This window comes from Streptococcus sp. 1032 (assembly GCF_013277015.1).
Classification (GTDB): domain Bacteria; phylum Bacillota; class Bacilli; order Lactobacillales; family Streptococcaceae; genus Streptococcus.
Genome location: NZ_VMMD01000012.1, coordinates 80,160 through 96,343 on the forward strand (window position 1 = coordinate 80,160; position 16,184 = coordinate 96,343).

The 16,184-nt window shown below is 39.8% G+C and carries 11 protein-coding genes and 1 other RNA gene; 2 read left to right on the forward strand and 10 right to left on the reverse strand.

What is annotated here, in order from left to right; genetic code table 11:
* Window positions 1-110: 110 nt before the first annotated feature.
* The 9 genes from HT711_RS03345 to HT711_RS03385 all read right to left on the reverse strand — a co-directional run bounded on the left by HT711_RS03345 (window position 111) and on the right by HT711_RS03385 (window position 10,686).
* Window positions 111-3,026 carry an SHIRT domain-containing protein gene (locus tag HT711_RS03345; protein WP_173249730.1) on the reverse strand — a complete coding sequence of 972 codons (2,916 nt, stop codon included), beginning with the start codon at window positions 3,024-3,026 and terminating at the stop codon, window positions 111-113.
* Between the two features lie 378 nt (window positions 3,027-3,404).
* Window positions 3,405-4,385 (reverse strand): N-acetylmuramoyl-L-alanine amidase family protein, encoded by a 981-nt coding sequence (locus tag HT711_RS03350; RefSeq protein ID WP_173233453.1) that lies wholly within the window; start codon window positions 4,383-4,385, stop codon window positions 3,405-3,407.
* A gap of 99 nt (window positions 4,386-4,484) precedes the next feature.
* Window positions 4,485-5,174, reverse strand: a complete 690-nt coding sequence (locus HT711_RS03355; protein ID WP_173233452.1) for a response regulator transcription factor — start codon at window positions 5,172-5,174, stop codon at window positions 4,485-4,487.
* An 11-nt stretch (window positions 5,175-5,185) separates the two neighbouring features.
* On the reverse strand, window positions 5,186-6,610 hold the full coding sequence (gene gndA, locus HT711_RS03360; protein WP_000158785.1) for an NADP-dependent phosphogluconate dehydrogenase: 1,425 nt from the start codon (window positions 6,608-6,610) through the stop codon (window positions 5,186-5,188).
* 75 nt (window positions 6,611-6,685) lie between these two features.
* Window positions 6,686-8,092 (reverse strand): mid-cell-anchored protein MapZ, encoded by a 1,407-nt coding sequence (gene mapZ / locus HT711_RS03365; protein WP_173249731.1) that lies wholly within the window; start codon window positions 8,090-8,092, stop codon window positions 6,686-6,688.
* A gap of 12 nt (window positions 8,093-8,104) precedes the next feature.
* Entirely contained in the window at window positions 8,105-9,262 is a 1,158-nt protein-coding gene (locus HT711_RS03370) for a class I SAM-dependent RNA methyltransferase (RefSeq protein ID WP_000711397.1), read from the reverse strand.
* Between the two features lie 84 nt (window positions 9,263-9,346).
* Window positions 9,347-9,727: RNase P RNA component class B (gene rnpB, locus HT711_RS03375), an RNA gene on the reverse strand.
* 20 nt (window positions 9,728-9,747) lie between these two features.
* Window positions 9,748-10,089 carry a cell division regulator GpsB gene (gpsB, locus tag HT711_RS03380; RefSeq protein WP_000146532.1) on the reverse strand — a complete coding sequence of 114 codons (342 nt, stop codon included), beginning with the start codon at window positions 10,087-10,089 and terminating at the stop codon, window positions 9,748-9,750.
* A gap of 69 nt (window positions 10,090-10,158) precedes the next feature.
* Window positions 10,159-10,686, reverse strand: coding sequence for a DUF1273 domain-containing protein (locus HT711_RS03385; protein WP_061366962.1), 528 nt, complete (start codon window positions 10,684-10,686; stop codon window positions 10,159-10,161).
* A 66-nt stretch (window positions 10,687-10,752) separates the two neighbouring features.
* Here HT711_RS03385 and recU point away from each other — a divergent pair, with 66 nt between their 5' ends.
* Both recU and pbp1a read left to right on the forward strand, forming a co-directional pair.
* The gene (gene recU, locus HT711_RS03390) at window positions 10,753-11,349 is read left to right on the forward strand and encodes a Holliday junction resolvase RecU (protein ID WP_000248777.1); all 597 of its coding nucleotides are present in this window, start codon (window positions 10,753-10,755) and stop codon (window positions 11,347-11,349) included.
* A complete protein-coding gene (gene pbp1a, locus HT711_RS03395; RefSeq protein ID WP_173249732.1) occupies window positions 11,346-13,502 on the forward strand; it encodes a penicillin-binding protein PBP1A in 2,157 nt (718 codons plus the stop codon). The genes recU and pbp1a overlap by 4 nt, the downstream gene beginning before the upstream one ends.
* Before the next feature lie 544 nt (window positions 13,503-14,046).
* Here pbp1a and HT711_RS03400 read toward each other — a convergent pair.
* Window positions 14,047-16,029 carry a peptide ABC transporter substrate-binding protein gene (locus tag HT711_RS03400; protein ID WP_173249733.1) on the reverse strand — a complete coding sequence of 661 codons (1,983 nt, stop codon included), beginning with the start codon at window positions 16,027-16,029 and terminating at the stop codon, window positions 14,047-14,049.
* Window positions 16,030-16,184 lie beyond the last annotated feature (155 nt).

Consider the following 16,184-nt stretch of genomic DNA (forward strand, 5'->3'; position numbering starts at 1 on the left):
TATTTTATTATATTTTCACAAAAAAAGCGATTGTTTCCATTCACAATCGCTTTTCCCATTATAGGGATATATTTCCATCATTTCATTATTTAAACGATTTCTAGCATATCCTATTCTTCTCGTTTTTTAGGAAATACCGTCAAAGCACCTAGGATAGATAAACCACCTAGAGCTACCAACCATTCATCTTGTTGACTACCTGTCTGAGGTAGTTCATCCCGCTTATGCACTTCAGTACTTCCTTGATTCCAATTCTCTGAAGGAGTTGGAGTTGGGGTTGGTTGCGGTTCTGGCTTAGGTTCTGGCTTAAGCTCTGGTTTTGGCTCCGGCTTAGGCTCCGGTTTTGGTTCTGGCTTAGGCTCCGGTTTTGGTTCTGGCTTAGGCTCTGGTTTCGGTTCAGGCTTAGGCTCTGGCTTAGGTTCCGGCTTCGGTGCGTTAGCTGTAAATACCCATGTTCCTATAAATTCTACATCTGCTTTATTTACTGCTTTACTTTCTGCATCGTATTTTTTAAATACCCATTTTCCATCATTTTCTGTATCAACATACTCTGTTTTTGTTGGCTGAATTGTTGTTACATTTGATTTATCTACATAACGGTTTTGGTCTGTTGGTTTATAGCCTTCTATTGCTGCTGGCAATGTCTTACCTGGTGTCCCACTTTCAAATTTGTATGTTACACCGTATTTATTAGCTTCGAATACCCATGTTCCTATAAACTCTATATCTGTTTCATTTACTGCTTTAATATCTTTATCGTAGCCTTTAAATACCCATTTACCATCCTCTGCTTCAACTTTGTACTCTGTTGTAGTTGGTTTAATCGCAACTACATTTGCTTTATCTACATAACGGTTTTGGTCTGTTGGTTTATAGCCTTCTATTGCTGCTGGTAATGCTTTACCTTCTGTTCCACTAACGAATTTGTATGTTACACCGTATTTATTAGCTTCGAATACCCATGTTCCAATGAACTCCACATCTGCTTTGTTTACTTGTTTTTTAGCTTCATCATAACCTTTGAAGACCCATTTTCCATCGTTTTCTGCATCTATATACTCTGTAGTTGTCGGTTGTGTTGGTGTTACATTCGCTTCATTTTCGTAAGTAGCTGTATCTTTTGGCTTATAGTTTTCGATTACTGCTGGTAATACTTTTCCCTCTGTTCCACTTTGGAATCGGTAGGATACATTATAAAATGTAACATAACCTAGTTCTAAAACGTTAGCTTCTACTTTGTTAATAGGTAAATTTGTAGCTGAATCCAGGCTTAACCAGCCACTACCGATTCTACCTGCACTTGGATGAACATTACCCTCAACAGAACCTGTTACTTTTAGTACTGTATTTCCATTTGTATCTGCTAACTCTTTGGCTTTATCTTGATTAATACGAACAACCATCTGATTGATTTCTTCATCACTCTTATTAGGGAATAAAGCTTTAAGTTCTGTTGATGTAAGAGATCGAAGTGTCATATTTCGCAGAATTGTTTCAGCAATAGACTTACCTTCATCCGGTTTTACTACACTCTCAGCTATACGCTCATTTCGTTCATTTTCCGATCTATTACTATCATATCCGTTTAAAGATCTAAGAATCATTCTAAATGTTATATTATGGTTACCTTTAGTTTCAACACCAAATGTGACTCTAGGGTCCGTATTACTAACGATTGAATTAAAGCTATCTTTTGTATTTCCTAAGGCTGTCCCTTCTTTTGAATACACATTTAGGATTTCCTTCGTTCCATCTTCCTTAATTCCAAGAGCATACAATGGTCTCCATGAGTAACCATTAAACTCTGCATATAATTTTTCCGGAACAACTAAATCTTTGTCTAAATTCACATTTAAGTCTACATAGGTGTAAGTTTTTTTCTTTTCATCTAATTTAAAATTATTATCCTTGTATGTGTTGGATAAAACCGGACCAACATATCCTACATGAGGATTTCTATACACAGTCATCGCTGTAGTTTTATCCATTTCAAACTCAGCTTTTAAAACCACTTCATTCACTTTTGTAGTATCATTATTGTCCGGTTTATACTCATCAATGATACGGCGGGTATTTTTTTCTTTGTCTTTTATTTCTTTATTTAAATTAGTATTAGGTAATACTTCTTCTGATTCTACATTCGTATCAATATGAACCTTATTATCATTAATGGCAAATTTATTCATTCCACCTATAATCGCAAATCCCATAGAAAATTTATCAGCAGGGAAAGGTGTATCTTGGTCATTTAGACTGGCATAAACACCATATAGCTTAGAATCAGCTGACAAGCCATTCGGAAAGGCTGTAGCTATAGTGTCTTCTGCCGAGAACAGTCTTGCACCATCTGCAATTTTCCCATTTACTGGCGGCATATCAGACCAACCAAGAAAAGTTTTTGCAGCGCCACGGAAAAGACCTGGATTAGATAAGGGACTCCCTAATTTATCTGTAGCATTCTTATATGTATTTTCAGTATCTTTTTTTTCGTGTGATTCACTTGTCCATTGACCAATAAGACTTACTTTACCATCATAATTTGCTGGTTCTGTTGCTCTTTCAAGCCCTCTAGGTTTTTCCTCATTATTTCTTGCTCCATCGCTATCCTCTGGCTTAATATCTGTTGGTACAGCTCTATCACTACCTAGCGTTGTACTAGGCACATCATTTCCATTTCTTACTTCCGCTGCACGAGGTACTCCTTGAAGAGAGTTTCCATTACTCTCAGTTGATGCAGCTGTATTTGTATTTGTATTTGTATTTTCTATTTCTGTGTCACCAGTATTAGCACCAGAAGTGCCTAGTGTGCTTGTTGTACTTGCTGAACCTGGTGTACTTGGTGGGGCTGGTGTGCCTGATACTGGTTCGTCTGCTCCTGGTCCATCCGCTTGAACAGTCGCCACACCAGTTACAAAAAATAATACGGAAGCCACTGCCACACTGGCTACTCCCAAATGATGTTTTCTAATAGAATAGCGTAAAACTTTTTTCCCGTTTTCTTCACATTTTCTTGACTTAAAGTTCATTTTCATCCTCATTTCTTTTTTACAAATGGGTACTTACACCCCCCCCCTTAAATATTTAAGTATTTAAAGAAGGTTCGATTTTTAAGCCTAAAATTGTAATTATTGTGATGCTTTCAAAAAAACACTTGATATTACACTAACATTATATACCTTTTTCTAAAACATGTCATGTAAAACTGGGCAAAAACTCAATTTTGTTAAAAATAAGTAAATAAGTAAATCTTTCCACAATAAACCGCATATTATCAAGTTTTTGCCAATTTTTTGACGCCTGATAATATGCGGTTTTCTGATTTTAAAAACTTTTTATCCAGTATCACTTCGTGAAGCTGCACTCTTACTTAAAATTTATCTCAAATTACAAAATACTATCATTATTTATCGAACCCATTCACCATTATAATTGACAGAATAGCCATCTACAGTCGTATTTACTGCCAAAGTACCTGAGCTATAAGCGTAGTACCATTTGCCATTAACCTGGAACCAACCTGTCTTCATATCTCCATTACTTGCATTTAGGTAGGACCAAGTTGAACCATCTTGATACCAACCAGTTGCCATGGCTCCTGATGAACGGAGATAGTACCATTTGTTAGCAAGATTTTGCCAGCCCGTTTTCATATCACCATTTGACTGCTCTAAATAATACCAAGTTGAGCCTTCCTGATACCAGCCAGTTGCCATGGCTCCTGATGAACGGAGGTAGTACCACTTATTGCCAAGTTGTTTCCATCCAGTTTGCATGATACCAGTTTCTGGATTTAGATAGTACCAAGTTGAATTATCATTGATCCAACCTGCACGTCTTTCACCCCCAAGGTAGTCTTTCCCTGAATAACCTATTTTTGCTAAGTAATACCAGTTAGACTGATCATAAAGCCAACCTGTTTTTAAAGAATGGTCTTGATCAAAGTAATAATTTGCTAATTTAAGAACTTCTGAGCCTTCAAAGCCTTCACCATATTTTTTGCCAACATTTAACGAATCCTTAACTTCTAATTGTTTCCATCCAACAAATTCTTGTAGCACCCCATCTTGTCCAAAGTAGTACCACTTCGGTTGAAGGGCAATTTCGAAAACTGGTCGATTATCAAATAAATCATCACGATAACCTGTCCCAGGGATTTCTAAGTATTGCCAACCGACTACCATTTCTCCACTATCACCAAAATAGTAGGTTTTACCGTCTATTTTATGCCAATAGATTGCTTTATGGTCATCTTTTATATAATATTTTCTATTATCCTTATCAACAAACTGTCCACCTGTAGTATCCGCCAATACTGCACTTGTCGCTAGCAAACCAAAGAAAAAGACTGCTAATGCGATTGGCATCAATTTTTTTATTATTTTCATTAGACCTATCCTCCATAACTGATTGTAGCAAAGACCCGACTGCATGTCAATATATAGAAATCTTTCAAAAAAAGCAGTTACATAACTGCAACTGCTTTTCTATTCTTGCATGGTGTAACCAACACCACGTACTGTTTTAATGTAGCTTTTTTGACCTTTTACATCAAGCTTGCTACGTAGATAACGGATATAGACATCCACGATATTGGTCTCTGTCGCACTTTCATACTTCCAGACACTTTCCAACAACTGCTCACGAGTCAGAACTTTCTTGCTTCCCATGAGAGTAGCCAAAAGGTCATACTCACGACGGGTCAGAGCAATCATCTCCTCGCCACGATAAACGGTATGATGTTCTACATCCATACGCAGATTGCGGTAAGACGTTGGAACCTTCATCTGACTACAGTGTTGATCGATGAAGTCCCGACCTCGGAAAATCGCTGAAATACGAGCTACCAAATTGTCAATAATAACCGGCTTATAGATGTAAGAAACGGCAAAGCGTTGGATTGTCTCAATCTGATCTTGCAATTCTTCGCGATGGTCCAAGACCATGATGACTGAAGCTGGCTTAGTCTGACTCAGCTTATCTGCAAAATCCTGGGCTGTCATATCCCCCAGACGAGCATTCAATAAAATCAAGTCATAGTCTGTCTGAAGAGCCATGGAGAGGGCTTTTTGCCCCTCCTCAACCTGATCAACTCGGTATTGCTCTTTTTGGAGTTCCAAACTTAAAAAATGAGCTAGATTTCGTTCTTTCTCAAGTAATAAAATCCGTTTCCCCATGGCAGACCTACTTATTTTTCGTCATACCAAGAGTAGTGGAAGGTTCCTTCTTTGTCTTTACGTTGGTAAGTGTGGGCACCAAAGTAGTCACGTTGCGCTTGGATCAAGTTAGCTGGAAGGTCAGCTGAACGGTAGCTATCAAAGTAAGTAATAGCTGCTGAGAAAGTTGGGACTGGTACACCAGCTTGAACAGCAAGAGCTACGATATCACGCACTGCTTGTTGATACTTAGCAGTAACATCCAAGAAGTACTCATCCAAAAGAAGGTTGGCAAGGTCTGCATCACGGTTGTAAGCATCTGTAATCTTTTGCAAGAAACGAGAACGGATGATACAGCCATCACGCCAGATAGATGCGATGTCTGCAAATGGCAAGTTCCAGTTGTTTTCTTTAGAAGCTACACGCAATTGAGCAAAACCTTGTGCGTATGAAATGATTTTTGAGAAGTAAAGGGCTTGACGAATCTTTTCAATCAACTCAGCCTTGTCTCCTTCAAATTTGAAGTCAGCTGGTTTTGGAAGAACCTTGCTAGCATGTACACGTTCTTCTTTGTAAGTAGAAATGTAACGTGCAAATACTGACTCAGTGATTAGTGACAATGGCACACCAAGGTCAAGTGATGATTGACTAGTCCATTTACCAGTTCCCTTGTTACCTGCGGCATCAAGGATGTAGTCTACGATTGGTCCATCTTGACCTTCGTCGTCTTTACGGCTCAAGATATCAGCTGTGATTTCAATCAAGTAGCTGTCCAATTCACCCTTGTTCCACTCAGTAAAGATTTCAGCCATGTCTTCTGCAGAAAGGCCTAACAAGTGTTGCATCAAGTCATAGCTTTCTGCGATCAATTGCATATCACCGTACTCGATACCGTTGTGAACCATTTTCACATAGTGACCAGCTCCATCAGGACCGATGTAAGTCACACATGGTTTGCCATCTTCTGGTGCTTTAGCTGAGATTTCTTCAAGAACATCCGCAACCAATTCGTAGGCCTCTTTTTGTCCACCAGGCATGATAGAAGGACCTTCAAGGGCACCTTTTTCACCACCAGAAACCCCAGTACCGATAAAGTTGATACCTGAGTTTGCCAATTCTTCATTACGACGGATTGTATCTTTGTAGAAAGTGTTTCCACCGTCAATCAAGATATCACCCTTGTCAAGGTGTGGAAGAAGGGCTTGGATAGTAGCATCCGTACCAGGTCCAGCTTGAACCATGAGCATGATACGACGAGGTTTTTCGATTGAGTTTACAAAACTTTCAACGTCATAGCTTGGTACAAAGTTCTTTTCAGGATGGCAAGCAATTACATCTTCAGTTTTTTCTTTACTACGGTTGTAAATAGCAACTGTGTAACCACGAGATTCAATATTAAGGGCAAGGTTACGACCCATTACGGCCATACCTACGACACCAAAGTTAGCTTTTGTCATTTGACACTCCTCTTGTTTAATTTGTTTTATTTTATCATTTTTACTTTTGAAAAGAAAGAATTTTGTAACGGCTACTTAGAAGTCCAAGGCATCCGCATGTCCAGAACCATTTCCAACAAAGTATCCTGTCTTACAGTTAAGGGTAAAGAGATAGGTTCCATCTGGCTTGTAGAGGTTGTAATAACCATTGCCGTTAACGATATTGACACGTTCAAGGATATATTGGTCTCCAGTGATATAGCCACGTGAACGTGAAGTCGCTAGAATTTGTTCCAAGACACCATCCGCGAAATCCCAGGCAGAGTTGTTACTATCATCAATAGCAGACTGGTTATAGGCAACACGACTGGCACTTCTTTGAACAGCAACTCCTGCACTCGAGAGACCCATATTGACTTCACTATGAGAACTTCTAGTTTCATTTGATGCCGTATTTGAACTACTTGGGCTTGTCTCACTAGTCGTATTTGAGCTTGCTTGACTAGAGCTTGAGCTACTAGTTTCACTTGAACTTGAGCTAGAAGTACTTGTTTGCTGGCTCTTACCAAGGCTGATAGCCTTATCTAGCACTTTATCAAGCTCCGTATTTCCAGTTTTAATATCTGTAAATTTAGCATCCGATTTGGCTTTGGCATTGGTATCCAAGACACCATCCACAATAGCTGGTTTTTCAAATTGTGCATTGACGTCTTGAATGGCCTTGATTTGCGTTGCTAGACTATCATATTTAGATTTGGCAAGCGTATGTTCACGACTACCTTCCAGTTTATCAAGTAAGGTCTTGAGTTGACTCAACTTATCAAACTGGCTATTTTTCAAAGCCGTTTTATTGCTGTCTGTGTAGAAGGCGTCATAAAGTGTATTAAAATCATCCACATCCGATTGATTGGCTGTAGTTGATTGAGAAGTTTCAATCTCCTTGGTCGAGCGATTCACTTGACGATAGACATAATAAGCACTGACACAGATAATTATTGATACAAGCGCCAAAGCGGTTAAAACAAAGCCTTTTTTGCTTTTCTTTTCTGAGTCTTCTTGTTCCAGACGAGAAAGACTCTGCTCCTCTTCCACTTCTTCAGTCATTTCTGTTGGATTTTCATCCTCTAGCAATAGAGGATCCAAGTCTTGCTCCTCATCGTCCAGAGGCAAGGGTGGTAAGATGTCTTCAGAAGATGGAACTTCCTCCGAAGAAGCTTCTGACTCTTCTACAGCCTCACGCACTTCTTGGATTAAATCATCCAGACTCTGAGTTTCAACTAGCTCCTCTTTTTTGTATTGACGAGTCGCAAACTTATCCGCCTCAATTTCATCTCTGTGTTGCTTAACATACTTGTCCAAAATGGAATCCTCAGGCAAGACTCCTGCTTCCACTTCTTCATTTTTACGAATAGCTTGACCAACTGTTAGCTCTTTTGCTTCATCAAAATCAAATTGCGGTTCTTGACCTTCTTTTTTATGACGATTTCGTCTTTTTTTACTCATGAGTATCCCTTTCTATTTTACCTCTTGCCGTTTGACACGCTGACCAAAATATTGATACAGATCCACTTTCAAGGTTCCGTTGTATAACTTACGCTTCTTATCTGCTTGGCTACCATACTTGCTTTCAAAAGCTTCATCACTAGTCAGGATAAATTTGCTCCAAGTTTTCAGTGGTGCAAATACTTGCCCCATCTCAGCATAGAGCTTGGTCACCCCTGCATCATCTGACAAGCGTTCACCATAAGGCGGATTGGAAATAATCACACCATTGATTTTATCGGAACGCAAATCCTGCACGCGCATCTGCTTAAAAGTAATGTCTCCTGCAACACCAGCTGCCTGGGCATTGGCCTTAGCAATTTCCACCATACGCGCATCGATATCACAGCCCATGATATCCAGCTCCAGCTCACGGTCTACTTTTTTAGCCGCTTCTGTACGCACTTCCTGAATCAAGCGATCGCTGACCCAATTCCATTCCTCAAAGGCAAAAGAGCGACGAAGTCCTGGTGCCATCTTTCGAGCAATCATGACAGCCTCGATACAGAAAGTCCCCGAACCACAGGTCGGATCAATCAAAGGCTTGTCTGGATACCAGTTAGAAAGTTGTAAAATGGCTGCCGCCATGTTTTCCTTGATAGGGGCTCCCCCTTTTTCGGTACGATAACCACGTTTAAAGAGGCTAGACCCTGTCGTATCAATCATGACAGTTGCCACATCTTTGAGAATAGAGACCTCAATCTTAAACTCTGGGCCATTCTCCATCAAAGGAACCCCTTCTGGGCGAGCATAGTGTTTCTGCAATTTCTTGACAACAGCTTTCTTAGAAATAGCCTGAACACTCGGTTCATTGTGTAGTTTGGACTTAACACATTTGGCTTTTGAAATCGGAAACCGAGCTCCAAGTGGTAAATAATTTTCCCAATCTAGGGCGAAAACTCCCTGAAACAGCTCTTCAAAAGTCTTAGCTGGGAACGTTCCTACGATGATTTTGATACGATCTGCTGCCCGAAGCCAAAGGTTGGTTTCGATAATCGCTCTCACGTCTCCTTGAAAACGAACACGTCCATTTTCAACCTGACAATCGTAGCCCAACTCTCGCACTTCTCGTCCCACAACAGCTTCAAGACCTGCTGCCACAGTTGCAATTAAATTAAATTCTTTTTTCATGTTACAGTCTTGCAAGACCTTTCTATATGTCCACTTTAAAAAATGAGGTTGAGAAAATTTCTCAGCCCCAACCTATATGCAATTTTCTATAAGCCATGTTTTGTTCCAGAAGTGACTAGGACCACTTCCTTCGATAATCATCTGTCTACCACTAGCAGCTCTAGCTGATAGCAGTCAGAATACTACGTTCGTTTCCGCGTACTCCATGCCCCGACCAAAATTTGGGTTGCTAGCTTGAGGGGTTTACCGCGTTCCACTCTCTCTGTTTCCAGAAAGACTCCGTCACTGTGGCACTTTCAAGCCTACTCTGGCCTATCCAAGGACTTAGCCATTTCAACTGCCGTAACGATTTCTCGTCCCTAGGCTTATGGTTTCGCCTAGCACAAACACTACAGGCATCACAGCCTGTGCTAGCATGGACTTTCCTCATGAGAAGCAATTCTCCTCACGCGATTATCCAAAAATTGCATGTAACAAGACCTGAATTACAAATCAGTATTGTCTAAAATTTGTTTACCGAATACTTCTTTTTCAAGACGATTCAAGCGTTTTAAAATATCAAAATTCGTCATAGAAGATGAAGCAGCCACATCAATTGGATCTGGGTGACTAGGACTTGGAGCCGAACTCACTTGCGGTTTACGAGTTAATTCTTCCTTCAAATCCGCAATCTCCTGACGAAGTGACTTGACCAAGGCAGCATAGGTTTCATAGTCCTTGATGACATCGTCTAAAAACTCATCAACTTCTACCTTGCTATAGCCACGGACTTCACGTCCAAACTCTTGTTCAAAAATATCTTTCGCTGAAAAAATAATACTTGCCATGTCTCTCTCCATTCTCACTTGCTAGTATTATTATATAAAAAAAGGCAAACAAAAATCAAGGTCAAAGCTTCAATTTTCGGAAAAATTTTCAGCAAGTTCATTTAATTGATCAAATGTTAATCTCTTTATAAAATAGTCCTCTTGATTTTTCATCTTTTGGTAAAAATAAGCTAGTTTCGTTTCATTTTCTTCATCATAAAAAAGATAAGAACTAGTCGTATTTTCCAGTAAAAACTGCTGGTAATCTCTTAACTGCCCCTTGTGTTCATAGCGAGGATAGGCATATTTGACAAAGTCTACCTGCTTAAAACGACTCAGTTTCATCTGATTGCCTTCATTCCAATTTTCTCCATGGGTTTCAAAAGCAAAAATGGTGGCCAACTGGAAACCGTACTCGGTTTTCATCTCCTGAGCAACCTCTAAAACCCAATATTCAAAGCCCAAACTTCCTGTAAATACAAGCCAAGACACCCCATCTGCTGCCATAGCCTCTAAATCTTTACGTATCGCTTTTTTAATCAATTTAAGACGAGGATCCTTGTCAGAAAATAAACCCAAATCAAAAGCAGAATAGCCTAAAACCAAAGCTGTAGTCATTTTTAACCCTTTCTGTGCAAATTTATGGTATAATAGAGTGATATTATTGTACCAATAAGGAGAATTATGGTCAACTATCCACATAAACTTTCATCACAAAAAAGACAAACATCTCTTTCTCAACCCAAAAATTTCGCAAATCGAGGAATGTCTTTTGAAAAGATGATCAATGCTACCAACGACTACTATTTGTCTCAGGGCTTGGCTGTTATACACAAGAAACCAACTCCTATTCAAATTGTACGAGTGGACTATCCACAACGAAGTCGTGCCAAGATTGTTGAAGCCTATTTTCGACAAGCTTCAACGACGGACTATTCTGGCGTTTATAATGGATATTACATCGACTTTGAAGCCAAGGAAACAAAACAAAAACGTGCGATTCCGATGAAAAATTTTCATCCACATCAGATTCAGCATATGGAACAAGTCCTTGCCCAACAAGGAATCTGCTTTGTCCTTCTTCACTTTTCTTCTCAGCAAGAAACCTACTTATTGCCGGCATTCGATTTGATTCGCTTCTATCATCAAGATAAGGGACAAAAATCAATGCCACTTGGATATATTCGAGAATATGGATATGAAATCAAGGCTGGTGCCTTCCCTCAAATTCCTTATCTCAATGTTATCAAAGAACATTTATTAGGTGGTAAAACAAGATGAACAAACCAACGATTCTGCGCCTAATCAAGTATCTGAGCATTAGCTTCTTAAGCTTGGTTATCGCAGCCATTGTCTTAGGCGGAGGAGTTTTTTTCTACTACGTTAGCAAGGCTCCTAGCCTATCCGAGAGTAAACTAGTTGCAACAACCTCTAGTAAAATCTACGACAATAAAAATCAACTCATTGCTGACTTGGGTTCTGAACGCCGCGTCAATGCCCAAGCTAATGATATTCCCACAGATTTGGTTAAGGCAATCGTTTCTATCGAAGACCATCGCTTCTTCGACCACAGGGGGATTGATACCATCCGTATCCTGGGAGCTTTCTTGCGCAATCTGCAAAGCAATTCCCTCCAAGGTGGATCAACTCTCACCCAACAGTTGATTAAGTTGACTTACTTTTCAACCTCGACTTCCGACCAGACTATTTCTCGTAAGGCTCAGGAAGCTTGGTTAGCGATTCAGTTAGAACAAAAAGCAACTAAACAGGAAATCTTGACCTACTACATAAATAAGGTCTACATGTCTAATGGCAACTATGGAATGCAGACAGCAGCTCAAAACTACTATGGTAAAGACCTCAATAATTTAAGTTTACCTCAGTTAGCCTTGCTGGCTGGAATGCCTCAGGCACCAAACCAATATGACCCCTATTCACATCCAGAAGCAGCCCAAGACCGCCGAAACTTGGTCTTATCTGAAATGAAAAATCAAGGCTACATCTCTGCTGAACAGTATGAGAAAGCAGTCAACACACCAATTACTGATGGACTACAAAGTCTCAAATCAGCAAGTAATTACCCTGCTTACATGGATAATTACCTCAAGGAAGTCATCAATCAAGTTGAAGAAGAAACAGGCTATAACCTGCTCACAACTGGGATGGACGTCTACACAAATGTAGACCAAGAAGCTCAAAAACATCTGTGGGATATTTACAATACAGACGAATACGTTGCCTATCCAGACGATGAATTGCAAGTTGCTTCTACCATTGTTGATGTTTCTAACGGTAAAGTCATTGCCCAGCTAGGAGCACGCCATCAGTCAAGTAATGTTTCCTTCGGAATTAACCAAGCAGTGGAAACAAACCGCGACTGGGGATCAACTATGAAACCGATCACAGACTATGCTCCTGCCTTGGAGTACGGTGTCTACGATTCAACTGCTACTATCGTTCACGATGAGCCCTATAACTATCCTGGGACAGATATCCCTGTCTATAACTGGGATAGGGGCTACTTTGGCAATATCACCTTGCAATACGCCCTGCAACAATCGCGAAACGTCCCAGCCGTAGAAACTCTAAACAAGGTTGGTCTCAACCGCGCCAAGACTTTCCTAAACGGTCTCGGAATCGACTACCCAAGTCTTCACTACTCAAATGCCATTTCAAGTAACACAACCGAGTCAGACAAAAAATATGGAGCAAGTAGTGAAAAGATGGCTGCTGCTTACGCTGCCTTTGCAAATGGTGGAACTTACTATAAACCAATGTATATCCATAAAGTCGTCTTTAGTGATGGGAGTGAAAAAGAGTTCTCTAATGTCGGAACTCGTGCCATGAAGGAAACGACAGCCTATATGATGACCGACATGATGAAAACTGTCTTAGTATACGGAATCGGACGTGGAGCCTACCTACCTTGGCTTCCACAAGCAGGTAAAACAGGTACTTCTAACTATACTGACGAAGAAATTGAAAAGTATATCAAGAACACTGGTTACGTAGCTCCAGATGAAATGTTTGTAGGGTATACCCGCAAATATGCAATGGCTGTATGGACAGGCTATTCTAACCGTCTGACACCACTTGTAGGCGATGGCCTTACGGTCGCTGCTAAAGTTTACCGCTCTATGATGACCTACCTGTCTGAAGGAAGCAATCCAGAGGACTGGAATATGCCAGATGGCATCTATCGAAATGGGCAGTTTGTTTTCCAAAATGGAGCAAGACCGACTTGGACTGAAACGACATCCCAATCATCTTCAACCGAAAGCTCATCAACAAGTGCAGAAAGCTCTACTAGTCAAGCACCAGTAACAAGTCCTGATGCTAGTACTAATGGTCAAAATCAAGCACCAAATGCACCAGGAGCCAATCAAAATCCAGCTCCACAGACTCCTCAAGTCCAACAACAACCACAACAGTAAGATGAAGAAAATCCTGAGAACTCTAAACTCAGGATTTTTTCATTTTCAAAATAAAATACAGAAATCAAGTAAAGTAGATTGAAATATAGTGAAGTGAAATAAAAACAGGACAAATCAATCAGTATAGTCAAATCAATTTCTAACAATGTTTTAGAAATCAAGATGTACTAATCTAGCTTCAATCTACTATAAAAACTAAGCAAATTGATTAGAAAATTCAAATCATACTCAATGAAAAGCAAAAAGCAAACTAGGAAGCTAGCTGCATCTTGCTCAAAACACTGTTCTGAGATTGCAGATGGACGCTGACGTGGTTTGAAGAGATTTTCTAAGAGTATCAATTTCTAAAAATATTTTATGAGCTACAATATGCCGGTCTTGATTCAATACACTGTAATATTTGAAACAAGAGTGTACCGGTTCAGTGTCAACCAGCTATAGTCTACCATTCCTCATTTCACAATAAAACGCATACTATCAAGGCTTCATCACCTGACAATATGCGTTTTTCTTTTAAGGACTTTTTGCTCAGTCTCTTTTTGTTTTATTTGACATGTTTGGCAAGTTCTTCTTGCGCTTTTTTATTGGATTCTGCTTTTTCTTTCATCCATTTTTCTTGAGCTTTTTGGTATTCATCTGCAGTAACTGCCTTGTCTTGAATTTCAAGGTATTTATACAAGACTGGGTCACTTGTACCTTTATTTCCTGACAATGCAAATGGTATTGTAAATGGTACCATCTTAGACAAGATTGGACGACCAGTTTTAGAAGTTGTTGGGATGATCAAGGCACTATCTGTCAACCAAGCTTGGGCTGCTGCGTATTTATCATATCGTTTAGCAACATCTGTAGTCTCATCACCAGCTTCAGTAACCAATTTTTCGTAGTCATATAGACCTACTTTTTTAGCAGCTACATTATCTTCCCCTGAGTCAAATCCTAAATATGTTTTAGTACTTTCTCCTACAGAAGGTTTGATAATATCAAGGTAGGTTGATGGATCGGCAAAGTCTGGACCCCAACCGACATTATCTGATAAATCCCAGTCTTCGCCAGCAGCATTTTCGGCAAATAGAGTTACATTAAGCAATTCATCTTTTTGCAATTGTTGGATATCAATAACGACATTATCAGTTCCTAAAGTTGCTTCCAAGGATTGTTTCATAGATTGGACACGTTGAACTTTTGTAGTTGCTGTCTGGTCAACAGGCATATCTAGGTGAATTGGGAATTGTACTCCCTCAGCTTGTAGGGCTGATTTGGCTTTGGCAAATTCTGCTTTAGCTTTTTCTGGATTGTAAAGACCATCTTGTGAATCTGCAAGATTGACATCCTTCCATTCATCCCCATAAGTCACTAATTTTTCTTTGACTATATCGCCAAAGTTCTTCCCATCTGCTTGAACAAATGTTGGTGGCACAAAGAGATTACGCAAGATTTTGCTTGCTCCAGTTTCTCCATTCAACTGAGAGGCATAGGCTGTACGGTCAAAACCAAAGGCAATAGCCTGACGGAAATCCTTGTTTAAGAGAGCCTTTTTAGTAGATGTCTTTTGTTCTTCGCTAGTCTTAGATGTGTGTTTATAAGATTGACGGTCAATATTTGTCCCTACTAGATAAGTCGTAGAGTCTTGTTGAGTATAGACGATATTGTCTTTCATACTCTTCTCAAGCTCTGCGAAACTTGCACTTGTTGGATAGAGACGAGCTGCTGTAAGGCTACCATCTTTAAAGTTTTCTGCTGGTTTGCTGGTATCTTGCCCATCCCAGAATGACAATTTGACCTTGTCAATATGCACATTGTCCTTATCCCAATAGTTCGGATTTTTCGCAAATTCAACAGAGGATTTGGTCACAATGGATTTCAACAAATAAGGGCCGTTATACAAGAGACTACTTGGATCCGTCGCTTTGGCAAAATCATCCCCTTTTGAGTTCAAAAACTCTTCATTGACTGGCGCAAGCACACCCATGGTTGTTTTTGAGTTCCAAAAAGTTTCAGGTTTGTTCAAGGTGTATTGGATTGTTTGGTCGTCAAGCGCTTTAATCCCGACTTGAGCAAAGTCTGTGATTTCACCTTTGGCATAGGCATCCAGACCTTTGATTGAATCCTGTACCAAGTAAAGGGCTTCTGCTTTCTTATCTGTTGCATATTTAAGTCCTGTTACAAAGTCCTGAGCCTTAACAGGAGCATACTCTTCTCCCTCAGATGTATACCACTTGGCATCCTGACGAATCTTATAAGTATAAGTCAAGCCATCCTTAGAGACAGACCAGTCTTCTGCCAATGAAGGAACAAGGTTCCCGTATTTATCATTTTCAAGCAATCCATCAATCACATTACTAGTAATCTCAGAAGTTGCTGCCTTACCAGTTGTCAAATAGTTGAGATTATCCGGATGTGTCTCGTAGGTAAAGGCAAAGGTCTGTTCACCTTTAGCGCCTGAACCCCCACCAGAACAAGCAGCTAAAACACCAGCTGCTAATAAGGTTACTCCCGCAAGAGCCAATACTTTTCTTGTTTTCATAGTATTCTCCTTTGTTTTTTTATTCATTATAGACTCTTTTTCAAGTCCTGTCAATAGAATTTTCAGAATTTTAAGAGTTATTTGTTATATTTGATATATTCTGAAAAATAAAATTGTTCATTTATGCCAAAAAAGCCAACATAGGTTCTCTTCTG